Below are 15,071 nucleotides of genomic sequence, written 5' to 3' on the forward strand. Positions count from 1 at the left end.
TGTACCTATGGAGATTGGCGTGTAAAGCGGACCCACTTTGGCGCGGAAATGGGACCCACCTGGGGTTGGGTTAACCACGTGGGGTAACGTGGTGGTCAGTATGCCAAAGTGTGGAAGCGACTCAGGCTTTTTTGCGAGGTGGCTTCTTTTGTTTCATCGACTCTTTGAACCGATAGCTTTCACCATTCATCTCAAATATTTCACAATGGTGCGTTAATCGATCCAAAAGTGCTGCCGTCATCCGTTCGCCCTGAAAGATCTGGCCCCAGTCGCTGAAGGCGAGGTTGCTGGTGATCAGCAGACTTCGTCTTTCATAACGATCAGCAAACACCTGGAACAGTAGTTCCGCACCAGCACGGCTGAAAGACAGATAACCCAGCTCGTCGACAATCAGCAGATCGAGCTTGTCGAGCCTGTTCAGGAGACGCTCCAGACTGTATTGCTGTTGCGCGGTTTCCAGTTGATTGACGAGTGCCGCAGCGGTGAAGAATTTCGTTCGGATTCCTTCACGACAGGCGGCCAGGCCCAGTGCAATCGCCAGATGGGTTTTGCCCGTTCCCGGCTGACCAAGCAGACAGAGATTGGTATGTTGCCGGACCCATTCACCACGGGCCAGCTCCAACACCTTCTGTTTGTTGACTGATTTCATGGCCGCGAAGTCGTAATCTTCCAGCCCTTTTTCCACTGGGAACTGAGCCTGTTTGATCCGGCTGGTCAGCGCATTCGTGGACCGTGCCGCCACTTCCAGTTCAGTCAACTGCAGCAGATATTGCTCGAACGTCTGATTTGAGTTGGCCGCTTCGTGGGCCAACTTCTCGAACTCCGCATTCATGGCCGGTAACCTTAACTGCTTGAGATTGCTCTGCAGCAGTAGATTCGGATCGTTTTTCTTCTGTATTGTTTGTGGGGGCACGATGATCTCCTTGTGTTGACGTAGAAAGAAACAAATCAAAATGGTTCAGGCTCGGACAGGGAACCTGTACCGACAAGACCTCCGGACGACTCAATTCTTCTTTGCTCAGAGTTGCCGGAGAGAAATCAGGCTGATTGCGGGCATGCGCGGTACTGCGTTTGACCCGGCGAATGATCCGGTCGGCATCCGCTCCTTCGGGGCCACGCAACTGTTCGATGGTTTTCTGGACGCGCTGGACTGGATGTGCGGACAATAGCTGTAGCACTCGTACATATTGTTTTGCTCCCGCACATAAGCCATGCCGGTTTTCCAGCCGTTCGCGAAGTTCGTCAAACACCGGCGGTAGCTTCCACTGACGGTAGACGTTGGAATGATCTAACGCAGCCGGTCGCCGCCCCAAAGCTGCGAGGTAATGCAACGGGTTAAGAATCTGACACCCTTTCTCATAGCTTCTTTGATGGGTTGCCACCACAGTTCCCTTAAAGACCATTTCCACACGGTCAACGTAACCTTTGACGCTCACCGTCTGAAACGCACACTGTCGCGGCACGCTGTAATCCACGTTCTCAAACCGGGCGAACTGATACTTGTTGACCTTTACTTCCCGGCGGATGCACGGATCAAAGCGGTGCCTGGGCAACCCGGCGGCGTTTTGTTTGTCCTGTTCCAATCGTGTGCCGATGGTTTCTGTCTTACCACTACTGAGACGCTGCTGTTCCTGGAGGCAGCATTGCCGAAGATAGTTGTTGAGTTCCTCGAAATCTTCCATCTTGGGAACCGGAGTCGACCATTTCCGCTGCAACGTCTTCACGCGATTCTCAACGACCGGTTTTTCGTTCCCGCTGGCCGGCAGGCAGAACAGTGGTTCAAAGACATAATGACTTGCCAGGGCTGCATAACGTTGGTTGATTTTGCGACTCCGCCCGCTGAGCACCGCGTCGGCTACCGTTTTCGGGTTGTCCCACCAGACTTCTTTGGGAACGCGATCAAAATACTCGAACGCCTGCACCATGCCTTCCAGAATCGCTTCGGTCCGTTCCGTCGGTAGAGCGATCACAAAGGGGGCGTTGGAATACGACCAGACCAGAATCAACACTGAAACCCGTCGTCGTCCGTCGGGAAAATCGACATAAATCTTGCCGAAGTCGGCTTCCAGCCGTTGGCCCGGTTGGTGATCAAGCGGGATGAATGTTTCACGTTTATTGGTTCGGTGCTTCCGCACGAATCGACAAACTGCATCGTAACCGCCGAGATAGCCGTGCTCGTCCCGCAGTCGCTCAAAGATTCGTTGTGCTGTGTGCCGCTGTTTGGGTGGTTGCGATTCATCATCGGCGAGAATCTGTCGGATGGTCTCATGGAAGGGGCCCAGTCGGGGAGCCGCCTGAGTCTGGCGCTGCGAATATTGTTGCGGTTGCCCTGCACCGTGTAATACTTCGCGGATCTTTCGCCGTGAATGATGAAATGTCCGAGCGATTTCCCGGATGCTCATCCCGTCGCGATGAGCACGCCGTATACGTCCGTAATCGTCCACCGTAAGCATCCTTCACCCCGAAACTGAAGGTCAAAAGCCTCCAGTATCAGGAACTTGCTACGATGGGTCCATTTTACGCGCCAATAACTCCCCCAAAGTGGGTCCGCTTTGCACGCCAATCTCCACCCATGCCTTTTCGCGAATTCGGACTAAATGAGACAATTTCCATCTGAATGGGCTTTGGCATGCACGATTTAATCAATTTTTTCTCGGAAAGATCTTTCGATCAGTTCGACGCATCGCGGAAGATGTGTCGAACCGATCGAAGGCACAGGAGACGGACATCGTGTTTGGCGAACAAATCCCAAAGTTCCACGAAGTCCAATAGGCTGCGCGTCAACCTGTCGAGTTTGACTACGAAGATAATGTCAATTTTTCTTGCCACGACATCGGCTTTGAGCCGTTGGAGTTCGGGGCGGTTTTGATCTTTCGCACTTCGCCCGGCATCGATGTAGTAGTCCGTGCTCGCGACCACCCATCTGTTAAGTGTTTCTCGATATTCAATTCCCTTTCGAATGTCGTTTCTTTGAGCTTCCAGACCATCCGCTCCACAGCTTGACGAGTAGAGGAAACACGAATAGAGACCGCGATGCAAACTCCGTTGCTCTCTTCTGTCTCATTTTGTTTTTTCTTTAATGACTTTGATGCCATAGTGTCCTCTCCTGATCAAGACAGATGGTTTTGATTGTTGAGTTGTTCTGCCTCTGCCCCACGCCGTCTCTCAGCAATTGCTGCCAACACGCCACCAAGTGACTGCTGCCGGGACTCTTCTCCTCCTTTTTTGTGACATCTTAGAGTGGATGATTTGGTGTGATGGTGACTTTTTTCTCAAGTGCTTCAACAGTTAAATGCAACGTCCATATCCTTTTTTCGTAATCGCTTGGTCTGCATAATCGCAACCATCCCTTGAGTTTCTTGGAACGCTTGAAGACCGAACAGCAACCAGCGACGAAGGAACCGTCCCTCCGCCTAGTGGTTGCTGTTCAGTCGAGATGATCTGAAAATACATGTCCATGTCTCTGGCTCATTTGAGACTAACGATGCTTGCGTATAGACTCGGAGGTACCTTGACTTACTACCCGAATCAGTCGCACCTGAGAAGTGCCCCGACTAAATCTTCTATTTCCTCTGCTTCTCGTGCTCTACGGCCAGCAGATTTAGGAGTCGACCGAGAACCTGGTATATCGCAAGATTTGCAGAGAGCACTCAGGCTGTCAAACTCTGCGTTCACCTCCAGTTGAATGTCAATTCCTCCACCCGCGAAACATTCCAAGTGCAAAATATTCACGGTGGTCAACTCCGCATAGGGCACCCCAAAGCCTTGAAAGGCTCCACTGTCCTTTATCTTTTCTTCAATACACTGAATTAGCTCATCAGTGAACTCCTCTTTCTTAATCATTTCGGCATCCATTTTGCCGCAGCATTCATCACAAATATACTGATCTTCTGAAACGGTAGTCATTGCATTCTCTTTCTATAATAGAGAGACATATATAGTGCAGGCCAACAGTTGGCCTTAGGTGACTTCACCCGAACCATCGCTCGGAATATGAAATGAAGCCATATGAGCAGCAGTTTCGTTGACATACCGGTCACCTTTTCATATGATGTCAGTGTTGCCAAGAAGGACTGTCCTCGAGTACAACATCTCATGCGCCGCCACTGTTGTCAAGGGTGACAGTCAGTTTTTTTCGATTTTGATAGATCTGAGCAGATGATACGATTCAGGCTGAATGAGTTAATTGCAGAGTGCAATGCTTCAGGCACAGAAGAACGGCTTCATATGCAGACGGTTGCGGACGCAGTGGGGGCAGCCCGTTCAACCTTAGCCAACCTCACCACGCTCAATCGTGAGCCTGTTACCAATACGGCACTTGTCGAATGTCTCTGCCGATTTTTTGCCACTCATCACCCAGAGTTTGAACTTTCTATGCTTATTGAGTTCACACCGAGTCTACCCGAGACGACAACGACCCACATTGATGCGCTGTATCCAGAACGGGCAGCGAAAAGTAGGAGGAGGCACTCTTAGCAATACTACCTCCATCGGTATTTTGAATGGACGATGCTATTTGTGTCCTGTCGCCAATTTTAAGGCCTTAAGAAACTCCTGTAGTGAACTGGCAAACGCCTCACCGTTGGCGATCATCTGTTTCTCAAGTAGTGGGAACTTATAACCAGGTCGAACTTGTAGGCTCGGATTCTTTCGTCAAAGAACTAGGGAACGCCTGCCATTCAGAGTGTTTGCAAAAGTCGATGGACAGTTCTTTTTGAGCATTCCAACTCTTCAGCCAGTGTATTTGAAGTCATCTGGCTTCCATAATCAATTATCCGACTGTTTGCTAATTAATTGGTCCAACTTAAATTGTATGTAATCATTAAGTTGGTCAGTAAGACGCTGCTCAGTCTTGGTCATAAATCGCTGATTCGAATCTAATATATTGAGGAGGACCAAATAATTCATTTCACCTATGAACGGAGTCCGTGGTAGTGTTGCGAGTCGACCGTTATGTGGAATCGATTCTCGGAACTTACCCAGATCTCGATATCGTTCAACTAGTGGGTTTCCCGTTTTAGGTGAGAGCAAGATCAGGCTAAAGTCCCTCGGGAGAAATTCGAATAGTTTTGCTTCTTGATAGCAACCACATTGATAAAGGCCAATACGAGCATTCCGAATCAACTGGTCCGCTGGATAACCAGCATGACCATTATTGTGAGTCGTATTTGCAGAAAGTGGTGAGCCATATTTCATCTCAACAAACACAGTCGTCGGTGGATTTTCCCACGTGATGACAACATCGACTTCAGTTTGTCCTTCATCCCAGGGAATCAGCCAGCGTGGGAATTTTGGTTGCTTTTGCCAAAGTACGATACGAAGCTTTCGGAATACCTGACGGCGAAATCGTTCAACTCCGAGAGCATGATTCAGAAAGTCGGGCAACCACCACCTGGGATTGATCGCCTGTAACGTTCCAAATAAGTGACCGGTAATCACATCTTCGCTGGTGGGCCGAACGATCAGGGGACATCGTAGCGTTCCACTTTTGGCGGGCTCACACAAACAACCCCCTTTCCCTCCCAATTCCGTCAGCATGCTCCGACTCCGATCAGTTCTACCATCTCTGGTGTTGATTCAAGATGTCTCTTCTGTGGCTTCCATTCCCGACATTCCTGTCGAAAGACACACATTGAACAGTTCAGGGGAGTCTCAACGGGATAAAAGATTTCATTGTCCACCGCACGTTCCACATTCTCGACAAGATCTCCCAGTCTTCCGAGATCATCTTCGTTACGGGCCGTTTTCAATCGTTGGATCTTTGGTGTTTTTGTTTTCACCAGGACTGTAAATTCCACGGAAGCCCATTCTCCGAAACTTTCCCAGAGCATATTGACATAGCAGGTGGCTTGCAGTGATCTTTCTACTTCGAACTCACCATAGGATCGGCCTGACGTTTTAAATTCATTGATCTTCAGAACTCCATCTTTTTCACGGGTGACCAGGTCTGCGATCGCCACCAGAGGAGTTTCCAGATATTCTCCGTCACTGTTTGTGATGGGAATATAGCACTGATGCTCAACCGTGAAGATGTCTTGCGGCGGAGGTTCCTCATGATAGATTTTTAATAATGCTAAACCTTGAGCAATCAAATCATCACGAGATTCTTTAGGCTTGTATTCAACAGTTTGATCATCCTCTCGAAAGACCCAGGTTTCGAGAAACTCCTGTTGAATTTCCTGCCATTTCAACTCGGCCCCATCTTTCAATCCTTGATGATAGACGGCTAATGCGTTGTGAACCGCAGAACCAAAGATCAAACCACTGCCGACAGACTTTCTGGGGATGCGAAGAATTCGTTCGAAGTAATACTGGAGCGGGCAGCGTAGATACTGATTCAGGGCACTAAAACTCCAGTGTGGTCTTGATCTGTCTCGCAATTATTTATCCTCCCGGTGTTTGCACAGCCATCATGACCTTGCGGCATACATACCTGCAGATCATCTGGTCCCACTCTTTCGGTAGAACGCGAGATACTGTTTGAGGTGGAAAGCCGTTTTTGTCGAGCCAATCAATCAGATATTCGGCTCTCAATTCGGCTTCGAATAAATCGTTCTCGACAATCGCTGCCAGCATCTCTTCCCAGGCAACTTGTGGGTCCATTTTGAGTTTCCTGTTACCGTCGGACTGATTTGTTTCCGTTGTTGGCTTCAGTGAGATGATTGAGGACCTTTCCCGCTTCATCCTTGGTCAATTCGTAAACATCAACCTCATGACCTAAGATTCCGGCAATATGATTTTCCAATTGTGGCTTTGCAAGTCCTTGCCGTTTACCGAGGGATAACAGAAATTGAATCTGCTTATTGGTTGCTGGAGTGCTGGAATCGCTGTTTCCCATTCGGGAATGACCATTTCCATTTCTTGTGGGTGAAGTATTTTCTGGAATACGAGTTTGTACCGGGCTCGGTCGATGATTTCCATTCGCGTTGGAATGATCCATATCCCGCTGTGAAATTGCAGTTTCCCCTTCGTACCGTTCAATTTGCTGAGCCAGAGATTCTTCTGCGTGGTCGTAAAATTCCTTGACCCGTTCCACGATGGCTTCTGGATCATCGAGATTCGCCAGGATTTCACCTTCCAGATTCACACTGAAACCGGTGCTGTTATAATCCCGTGATATTTTACGACTCATTCCAACGTTGACTTTGAGCATGAAGGGTTTCCTTTCAGTAGAAAAAAGATTCTTGTCACTGAACTGAATACCCGACTCAACGTGAGATTACGCTGTTCTCTGAAAGGAACATGAAGATTGGATTGATAATCAGGAGTGGTCTGATGCCACCACTTCACCTGATTCCGTGACTTGCCATGATGTATTTGAAGCGACATCCATCGCTGTGAGTTGTCCGCCAAAACCACAGCCGGTATCGATGCAACGACAGAATCCATAATCACGAATCACTCCTGGCGTGTGTCCCAGGATGACTGTTTTGCCACTAACATGTGGACGCGGCTCAGATTCTTTGAGGGAGAGCCAGCGGAGCAGCGAAGAAGGTTGCTGGTCAAGTGCTGAATACCAGCAATAGTTAGCGTGAGTGAATATGAAATTCTCCGTCTCATAATACGGACGGCACTCAGAAAGAAATCGCCAGTGCGTCTGAGAGATCTGTCCAATACCAGCATTGTCACCGTAGGATTCTAAAGTAGCCTTACCTCCCTGGTACATCCAACGTTGTTCTGCATGACAATCATCGCGACTGTCCAGCATCATCTCTTCATGGTTTCCCAGTATGGGAATCAATTGACATTGTTCATGAAGTTCCAGGAGTGTTTCGATCACTCCGCAACTATCAGGCCCCCGGTTGATATAATCACCCAGAATGACGATGGTGTCGTCTTCTACGGGAACGATTTGCTCCAACAATGCTTGCAATGCCAAGTTATGACCATGAATATCTCCGATTGCGATCAATCGACCGGATTGCTTTCCCTCACCCACGACTCTCAGATACCTCTCCTGTAAAAAGTGCCTGCTTCCTACATCTGAATTATAGCAAAACCTTTTACGCAAAGGTGGGTTCAGTCGAAATAATTTAGAGCATCCCTTATGAATTGATGCTCGCCTTAATTGTTTATCATTGCTTTTGTTAAATTACTTTTACATTCGAGACAATTATTTTTAGAATCTAGTTTCGAGTTGAAAGAGATGCATTTGTTACGAGTAGTGTCAAGAATATAGCTGCTTTAAAGGAGGATCGTTGGATAAGCTAACAATAGTTACTGGACTTCCGGGATCGGGAAAAACACACCTGTGTAAAGAAGAATGCCAAAAAAGTATCCAACCGGTGTGGATTTTTTTTGAATATTCTCCACTAAAATGTCTTATCAACATAGTAGGTGATGCTACTGCAAGTATTCATGAATGGGAAAGCCGTTTTAATGCATATGTGAATCACTTGAAAATCAAATACGAAATTCCAGGAGATATAAATCCATTGAGGGTAGAGATTCATCCTGATTATCTACCAATACTAGAGCATGCAGATTGTAGAACACTACTTTCAGAAATCGAAAAGTGTCTTAATTATTCTTTAGAAACTAACTCACAGAGACATTTAATAGGTAAAGAGGTTGAAACAGATCTACGTGCCAGAGCGAATCAGTTGAAGGATATTTGGAATCAGCTAAAGAAAAATGAATAATCAAATTATGAATTATTTCTCAATAATAGACTTCTAATTATCAAGGGTATTTAGTCTCCGAATCATTAAGAAGCCATTTCCAAGGCAGCACTCCAGGCAGCTGCTTTCAATCGAGCCCCACTACCAAACCAGGAAGATTCGAAGCGGCGACTGATTTTTTCGTCTTCAGTTTTTCCACGTGTGGATCGATGGTGATCCACGAATTCCGTCACAGCGTTGAAAGCTGCCCAGCTTGTGAGTTTTGTTTCGGGGATATTCTGTCCTCTCCCATTTTCGAACAGATAACTCAGGTTTTCCCGGATGTTTTTTACCCGTTGATTCTTTGAATCGGGAGTATCTGGATAAAGTGTTTCAAAGTATGTCTCCAACTGCTTACGACTCGGGTAATGATGGGCTAGTCGATTGATCCGTTCTTCCAGATTGTCATAGAACCGCTTTGCAAAGCCCAAAACATTCTGAGCCTCTGCGACTTTGGAAGACAGGTTCCCCTTGTGCATAATTGAAACACCTTGCCCCCGGCTGCGTCTTTCTGCTACTCGCAATGTATTCGAACAAACAATTCTTATCGGCGAGTAGAAGATCCTGAGGGAGGAGCTGCCATCGTGAGAATTACTCAATAACAGGTATTGCTCGGTCACATCCTCGGATTCTTTGATTCGAATTTCACCAGGGAGCTTGGCCAGCATCCAAACTCTCTCACCCTGTCCTAAGGCCCCTGCTGTGTGGTAGCGGAGTTGTCCGTCGCTCACCACAGAATCCAGGAATCCAAAGCACTGGTGATTCTGGACAGGCTGATAACTGTTTCCCACAACTCCCAGAACGGTATTGGAATCGCTTCGAACGACCGCTTTTCGCTGGGGGACTGGAAGCCCCTCTTCAGTTTCTAATGGTCGAAGGTCAACCCGGTAATTTAAACCCGCTGCCTCAATAGCTTCTGCAGCAGTTGCAGGTTCATTTAGTTGCGTTCCCAGTCGATGCCAAGGTGTTTCCCCGACATACATCATGGCTGGTTGACCGTTAGTGGTTGCGATTTCGTGAGGCATGTAGGACTCCAGAGCTAAAGTAATGTTGTTCCTAAACTTAAATACCCCTGGGAGCAATTTTCTACTGCGGATTTCAATTCAATCTTACCTGCTCACATGATTGCGATTTCCTAAAAACATTGGTAGTTTGTTCATATATAGTACGGTCCCACCCTTGCACTTTATGTATAGGCCAATAAATGAGTTGCACATTCATTGAATCTACGGAGCAAGAAGTGATTACAGCCATCACGGCACTTTTTAAATTTCATCGATTCGGCTAAGTAACCAGTAAAAATAAACCTCTTGGTAAACGGGAATCAACTTAATAGTTCAGCAAAAGCCACCACACCCTTGGGGTATTTCTCTGCTGAGTTTCTGACTTTTGTCAACGAAGAGCTACAGAAAGTTTCATCAATGCAAGATGAGTTTTTCAATCAACCAATTCTCAACTCACCTTATTATTATCCCACTCGACATTGGGAACTCGATGAGAGTGGTCAGCCAACTCAGAAGATAGCCGAGAAACGACGTCCGGCAGAGTTCATTACGCCCATTCCTAAGCCAAAGAAACGCAAGAAATCAAAAGCTCAAGAGCAAAAAGAATTTGTCCTTGATGAAGGAGAGGGACTTTCAACTGAAGAACAGCAGTACGATACCACATTTCTCATCAATAGAGTTCGTAACTATGTTGATCAATGGCGTGCTGATCCCAACCCACATAACTGGAGAGTCACACCAGAGACGGCTCGTCTCCTTCAACACTGGCGTCACCATCCATTCAACAGTATCCGTCCTTTTTTCTGCCAGATAGAAGCGGTCGAAACCGCGATCTGGTTAACTGAAGTTGCACCTCAATTAGGGAAAAAAGGTAAGGAAATTCTCGACAAACTGGTTGCAGTTAATGAGCAGGCGAATCCAGAGTTGATGCGACTGGCCCTCAAGCTAGCAACCGGGGCGGGTAAAACCACCGTAATGGCGATGCTGATCGCCTGGCAAACCGTTAATGCTGTCCGTCGTCCGAACAGTAAAAAGTTTACCCGAGGATTTCTTGTCGTTGCACCAGGTCTGACAATTCGGGATCGCCTTCGAGTCCTCCTCCCCAACGATCCAGACAGTTACTACCAAAGTCGTGAATTAGTTCCGAATGACATGCTTCCCGATCTGGATCGTGCAAAGATTGTCATTACGAACTATCACGCTTTCAAACTCCGAGAACGAATGGAACTTTCCAAAGGGGGACGATCTCTATTGCAAGGTCGGGGTGATGAACTGGATACACTGGAGACCGAAGGGCAAATGATGCAGCGCGTCATGCCTGACTTGATGGGAATGAAAAACATCTTGGTTCTCAATGACGAAGCCCACCATTGCTATCGAGAAAAACCCAGTAGCAATGAAGACGAAGATTTGAAAGGCGATGACAGGAAGGAAGCAGAAAAAAATAAAGAAGCTGCTCGCATGTGGATTTCTGGTTTGGAAGCCGTGAAACGAAAAATCGGTATTTCTCAAGTAATCGATCTTTCAGCAACACCATTTTTTCTGAGTGGTAGTGGATATGTAGAAGGTACTCTTTTTCCCTGGACGATGTGTGATTTTTCTCTGATGGATGCGATTGAGTGTGGTATCGTCAAACTGCCTCGTGTCCCAGTCGCTGATAATATCCCTGGGGCAGAAATGCCCGTGTTTCGTAACCTATGGGAGCATATAGGAAAACAAATGCCGAAGAAGGGTCGAGGTAAAGGGAAAGCACTTGACCCACTGAGCATTCCTAACAAACTACAAGCGGCATTGGATGCTTTATATGGTCACTACGAAAAAACCTTTGAATTGTGGGATGAGAATGGAATCAAAGTTCCGCCCTGCTTCATTGTCGTCTGTAACAATACTGCAACTTCCAAAATTGTTTACGATTATATCTCCGGTTTTCATCGTGAAAACGAAGACGGCTCCACAAGTCTGGTCGAAGGTAGGTTGCCGTTATTTCGGAACACTGACGAGCATGGCAATGAACTTGGTCGTCCTAATACATTGTTGATTGACAGCCAACAACTGGAATCAGGCGATGCTCTTGATAATAATTTTCGCGATATGGCAACGAGTGAAATTGAGCGATTTCGCTATGAAATGCGGCAGCGGGGCGAACACAAAAACGCTAATAATATTACCGATCAAGATTTATTACGTGAAGTAATGAATACAGTTGGCAAGGAAGGAAGACTAGGAGAATCAATCCGCTGCGTTGTATCAGTCTCAATGCTGACAGAAGGTTGGGATGCTAACACGGTTACCCATGTGCTTGGCGTGCGAGCCTTTGGGACTCAACTTCTTTGCGAGCAAGTCATTGGTCGTGCACTGCGAAGACAATCCTACGATCTCAACGAAGAGGGTCTTTTCAACGTCGAGTATGCAGATGTTTTAGGAATTCCATTTGATTTTAATGCGAAGCCCGTCATCTCAAAACCGCAATTACCACGTGAAACGATTCACGTTAAAGCAGTCCGTCCTGATCGTGATCATCTTGAAATCAGTTTTCCTCGTGTTGAAGGATACCGTATTGAACTGCCAGAGGAGAAACTCGAAGCAGAATTTAATGATGATTCAATTCTCGAACTGACTCCCGACTTAGTTGGTCCTACCAAAAATCGTAATGAAGGAATTATTGGTGAGGGGGTCGATTTAACTCTCATTCACACTGGCGACATGCGGCGATCTACATTGATTTTTCATCTTACGAAACGTTTGCTCTACACAAAATGGCGAGAACAAGATGAAGAACCGGGACTGCATTTGTTCGGTCAGCTCAAACGCATTACCAAGCAATGGCTAGACAACTGCCTGAAACGCAAAGGCGGTACCTATCCTGCACAACTCATGTATCAGGAATTGGCAGATATGGCTTGTCAGAAAATAACCGCAGGTATTACCAGGAAAATGATTGGAGAAAATGAAATCAAAGCGATTCTCGATCCATACAATCAGACCGGCTCGACCAACTTCGTCAACTTCAATACATCAAAAACTGACCGTTGGCAAACGGACTCTCGCTTCTGCCATGTCAATTGGGCAATTCTCGACAGCGGTTGGGAGGGAGAATTTTGTCGGGTTGCTGAGGCTCATCCCAAGGTGAAAGCGTATGTAAAGAATCATAATCTGGGGTTGGAAGTTCCGTACCAGTTTGGTTCGACAATGCGAAAATACCGTCCTGACTACATCGTACTCGTTGACGATGGTCATGGCGAAGATGATTTACTCCACCTAGTTATTGAAATCAAAGGCTATCGCAAGGAAGATGCAAAGGAAAAGAAAGCAACAATGGAAACTCAATGGATTCCTGGTGTCAACACTTTGAAATCTTACGGTCGATGGGATTTCGTCGAATTCACCGATGTATACGAAATGGAAGATGACTTCGAGGCAAAAGTCGAACAGAAATTCAACGAAATGGTTGATTCTCGATCAGTTATCAATGCGAATGGAGAAATGAAATGAAAGCAGACAGCATGCCTTTTTCTAAAATCATAAGCATTGACCAAGGTGCACGTGAACACTACCACGTACCCAAATACCAAAGAGAATACAGTTGGCGGAAAACAGACTGGGAACGCTTAGTCCAAGATATTGACGAAAATGAATCTGGGTATTTCATGGGCTCAATTATCTGTGTTAATGACGGCGAAAGAGGAAATCAGCCAGGCAGCGAAATTGTTTATGATGTCGTAGACGGACAGCAAAGACTTACAACTCTCTCTCTCTTCATGATGGCAATTTATGAACGCTTGAACGACCTAAAAAATGAAACTGAATTTGAGGATGATGAAGATAGGCAAGATTACGATAACTCTCTCTCAAGCCTCAGAAATAAATTAGTCAAAAAGAAAAAAAAGGATGGAGACACAGGATCGGAAATTGGTGGCTGGGTAGAACAATCAAAAATCTGCTTTCTCAGAGTCCAACCGAGTAGCCAGAATCGCAATCTTGATGATTATACTTATCTGTTAAGCAAAACTGGAATCATTAAAAAAAGAGATAAGCCAAAATACTTTGGGCTGCGTTCAATCGCTAAAGCATATCGCTTCTTTCAGAATTGGATTTCTGAGGATCCTGCCCCTCTGATGGCATTGGTTGAAAAGATTAATCAATTAAATTTTGTCCATATTTCTGTGAATAGCCAGGCAGATGCTTTTACACTTTTTGAAACATTGAATAACCGAGGTGTACCACTTTCAGCAATAGACATAATTAAAAATAAAATATTGTCAGAGATGGAAAAACAACATCAGGTTGATGTCGATGAATCGTTTGAGAAATGGCAAGAGGTTATTGCAGCTATTCCAGACACAACTGATCAGGAGCGATTTCTTCGTCATTACTACAATGCATTTCGTTGGGATAAATCAATACGCGTTGAGGGGATTTCGAGAGCGATCAAATCAAAAATCATACTTATCTATGAAAAACTCATCAAACAAGATGCTGCAAAAGTATTTGATGACATTTGTATTTATGCTGAAATTTATGGAAAACTAATTGCTCCAAGCGATGAGAATTATGATTCTGTACTCACTAAGCAGTTATCAGATCTTAGTAGAATCAATGCTTCACCCGCATATCAAATTCTGTTGTACTTGTTTCATTTACCAGATTCACAACTTGATCAAAAAACATTTCGCTCTGATGCCGTAGATTTATTACAGAAATACTACGTTCGACGAAATGTAACAGACTTTCCGGGAACGAGAGACTTAGATCAAGCAAGTATGAATCTTATCGAAGCATGTCATAATCAAATCGAATCAGGTCACTTACTTACTTTTGATTATTTTAGGGATACCCTGTTAAAGTCGGGAACTTTCGCTTCCAGGGATCAGTTTGAAAAGAATCTTAGAAAGAGCATGTATTCGACAAATCATTTAATGACGCGTTATTTGTTGATCAAACTGGATGAAACACATCACTCACGAGAATATGCTCCCGATCTTTGGGCAAGAAATGATAAAGATAATTACGTTTGGACTGTAGAACATATTTTGCCTCAAAAAGAGGATATATCAAATGATTGGGTAGACATGATTGCAAACGGTGATCGTGCAAAAGCACAATTAATCCACGAAGAAAACGTTCATCGTTTAGGAAATTTGACAATGAGCGGATACAACTCAAAACTGGCTACAGCTTCTTTTCAAGACAAACAGGCTTTGGCAGAAAATAAAAAATTCTTGGGCCATAAAATCAACATTGGATATCGAAATGGATTGGCTCTCAATAATCTTAATTTTACGGTCAGCAAAAAGTCAGACAATCTAGCAAATGTTCCCAAGTGGACCATGGATATGATTGAGTCACGTACGAACGTCATGGTTGATCAGCTGCTAAAGATGTACTCCTTCGAAGGAATCGAATAAAA

The 15,071-nt window shown here is 45.6% G+C and carries 14 protein-coding genes; 3 read left to right on the top strand and 11 right to left on the bottom strand.

Annotated features, from left to right (window positions below; translation table 11 throughout):
- Window positions 1-121: 121 nt before the first annotated feature.
- From istB to Pan161_RS08710, 10 genes are all read right to left on the bottom strand, one after another.
- Complete coding sequence (gene istB / locus Pan161_RS08665) at window positions 122-832, bottom strand: IS21-like element helper ATPase IstB (protein ID WP_145223927.1); 711 nt, start codon at window positions 830-832, stop codon at window positions 122-124.
- A complete protein-coding gene (gene istA, locus Pan161_RS08670) occupies window positions 750-2,453 on the bottom strand; it encodes an IS21 family transposase (RefSeq protein ID WP_145223926.1) in 1,704 nt (567 codons plus the stop codon). Before istA ends, istB begins: the two co-directional genes overlap by 83 nt.
- A 217-nt stretch (window positions 2,454-2,670) precedes the next feature.
- Window positions 2,671-3,039: a recombinase family protein gene (locus Pan161_RS08675; protein ID WP_145225898.1), complete on the bottom strand. Its 369-nt coding sequence runs from the start codon at window positions 3,037-3,039 to the stop codon at window positions 2,671-2,673.
- Between the two features lie 489 nt (window positions 3,040-3,528).
- Window positions 3,529-3,906, bottom strand: coding sequence for a hypothetical protein (locus tag Pan161_RS08680; RefSeq protein ID WP_145225900.1), 378 nt, complete (start codon window positions 3,904-3,906; stop codon window positions 3,529-3,531).
- Window positions 3,907-4,679: 773 nt separating this feature from the next.
- Window positions 4,680-4,754, bottom strand: coding sequence for an HTH domain-containing protein (locus tag Pan161_RS31355; protein WP_145232561.1), 75 nt, complete (start codon window positions 4,752-4,754; stop codon window positions 4,680-4,682).
- A 13-nt stretch (window positions 4,755-4,767) separates the two neighbouring features.
- On the bottom strand, window positions 4,768-5,538 hold the full coding sequence (locus tag Pan161_RS08690) for a hypothetical protein (protein ID WP_145225902.1): 771 nt from the start codon (window positions 5,536-5,538) through the stop codon (window positions 4,768-4,770).
- Window positions 5,532-6,380: a RecB family exonuclease gene (locus Pan161_RS08695; RefSeq protein ID WP_145225904.1), complete on the bottom strand. Its 849-nt coding sequence runs from the start codon at window positions 6,378-6,380 to the stop codon at window positions 5,532-5,534. The genes Pan161_RS08690 and Pan161_RS08695 overlap by 7 nt, the downstream gene beginning before the upstream one ends.
- Window positions 6,381-6,384: 4 nt before the next feature.
- Complete coding sequence (locus Pan161_RS08700) at window positions 6,385-6,603, bottom strand: hypothetical protein (RefSeq protein ID WP_145225906.1); 219 nt, start codon at window positions 6,601-6,603, stop codon at window positions 6,385-6,387.
- A gap of 13 nt (window positions 6,604-6,616) precedes the next feature.
- Window positions 6,617-7,153: a hypothetical protein gene (locus tag Pan161_RS08705; protein ID WP_145225908.1), complete on the bottom strand. Its 537-nt coding sequence runs from the start codon at window positions 7,151-7,153 to the stop codon at window positions 6,617-6,619.
- Window positions 7,154-7,261: 108 nt separating this feature from the next.
- Window positions 7,262-7,939, bottom strand: coding sequence for a metallophosphoesterase family protein (locus Pan161_RS08710; RefSeq protein ID WP_197995779.1), 678 nt, complete (start codon window positions 7,937-7,939; stop codon window positions 7,262-7,264).
- A 259-nt stretch (window positions 7,940-8,198) separates the two neighbouring features.
- Here Pan161_RS08710 and Pan161_RS08715 point away from each other — a divergent pair, with 259 nt between their 5' ends.
- Window positions 8,199-8,642, top strand: coding sequence for a hypothetical protein (locus Pan161_RS08715; RefSeq protein WP_145225912.1), 444 nt, complete (start codon window positions 8,199-8,201; stop codon window positions 8,640-8,642).
- A 65-nt stretch (window positions 8,643-8,707) separates the two neighbouring features.
- Here the strand turns inward: Pan161_RS08715 and Pan161_RS08720 are convergent, their stop codons facing one another.
- Complete coding sequence (locus Pan161_RS08720) at window positions 8,708-9,685, bottom strand: DUF932 domain-containing protein (protein ID WP_145225914.1); 978 nt, start codon at window positions 9,683-9,685, stop codon at window positions 8,708-8,710.
- 396 nt (window positions 9,686-10,081) lie between these two features.
- Between Pan161_RS08720 and Pan161_RS08725 the strand changes: the two genes are divergently transcribed.
- Window positions 10,082-13,156 (top strand): BPTD_3080 family restriction endonuclease, encoded by a 3,075-nt coding sequence (locus Pan161_RS08725; RefSeq protein ID WP_145225916.1) that lies wholly within the window; start codon window positions 10,082-10,084, stop codon window positions 13,154-13,156.
- Window positions 13,153-15,069, top strand: a complete 1,917-nt coding sequence (locus Pan161_RS08730; protein WP_145225918.1) for a DUF262 domain-containing protein — start codon at window positions 13,153-13,155, stop codon at window positions 15,067-15,069. The genes Pan161_RS08725 and Pan161_RS08730 overlap by 4 nt, the downstream gene beginning before the upstream one ends.
- Window positions 15,070-15,071: the final 2 nt, after the last annotated feature.

The organism is Gimesia algae (genome assembly GCF_007746795.1).
Classification (GTDB): domain Bacteria; phylum Planctomycetota; class Planctomycetia; order Planctomycetales; family Planctomycetaceae; genus Gimesia; species Gimesia algae.

Bases quoted from the DNA above. Each gene is read 5' to 3' on its own strand.
- istB (WP_145223927.1), bottom strand. From the start codon at position 832: ATGAATGCGGAGTTCGAGAAGTTGGCCCACGAAGCGGCCAACTCAAAT.
- istA (WP_145223926.1), bottom strand. From the start codon at position 2,453: ATGCTTACGGTGGACGATTACGGACGTATACGGCGTGCTCATCGCGAC.
- Pan161_RS08680 (WP_145225900.1), bottom strand. From the start codon at position 3,906: ATGACTACCGTTTCAGAAGATCAGTATATTTGTGATGAATGCTGCGGC.
- Pan161_RS08690 (WP_145225902.1), bottom strand. From the start codon at position 5,538: ATGCTGACGGAATTGGGAGGGAAAGGGGGTTGTTTGTGTGAGCCCGCC.
- Pan161_RS08700 (WP_145225906.1), bottom strand. From the start codon at position 6,603: ATGGACCCACAAGTTGCCTGGGAAGAGATGCTGGCAGCGATTGTCGAG.
- Pan161_RS08705 (WP_145225908.1), bottom strand. From the start codon at position 7,153: ATGCTCAAAGTCAACGTTGGAATGAGTCGTAAAATATCACGGGATTAT.
- Pan161_RS08720 (WP_145225914.1), bottom strand. From the start codon at position 9,685: ATGCCTCACGAAATCGCAACCACTAACGGTCAACCAGCCATGATGTAT.
- Pan161_RS08725 (WP_145225916.1), top strand. From the start codon at position 10,082: ATGCAAGATGAGTTTTTCAATCAACCAATTCTCAACTCACCTTATTAT.
- Pan161_RS08730 (WP_145225918.1), top strand. From the start codon at position 13,153: ATGAAAGCAGACAGCATGCCTTTTTCTAAAATCATAAGCATTGACCAA.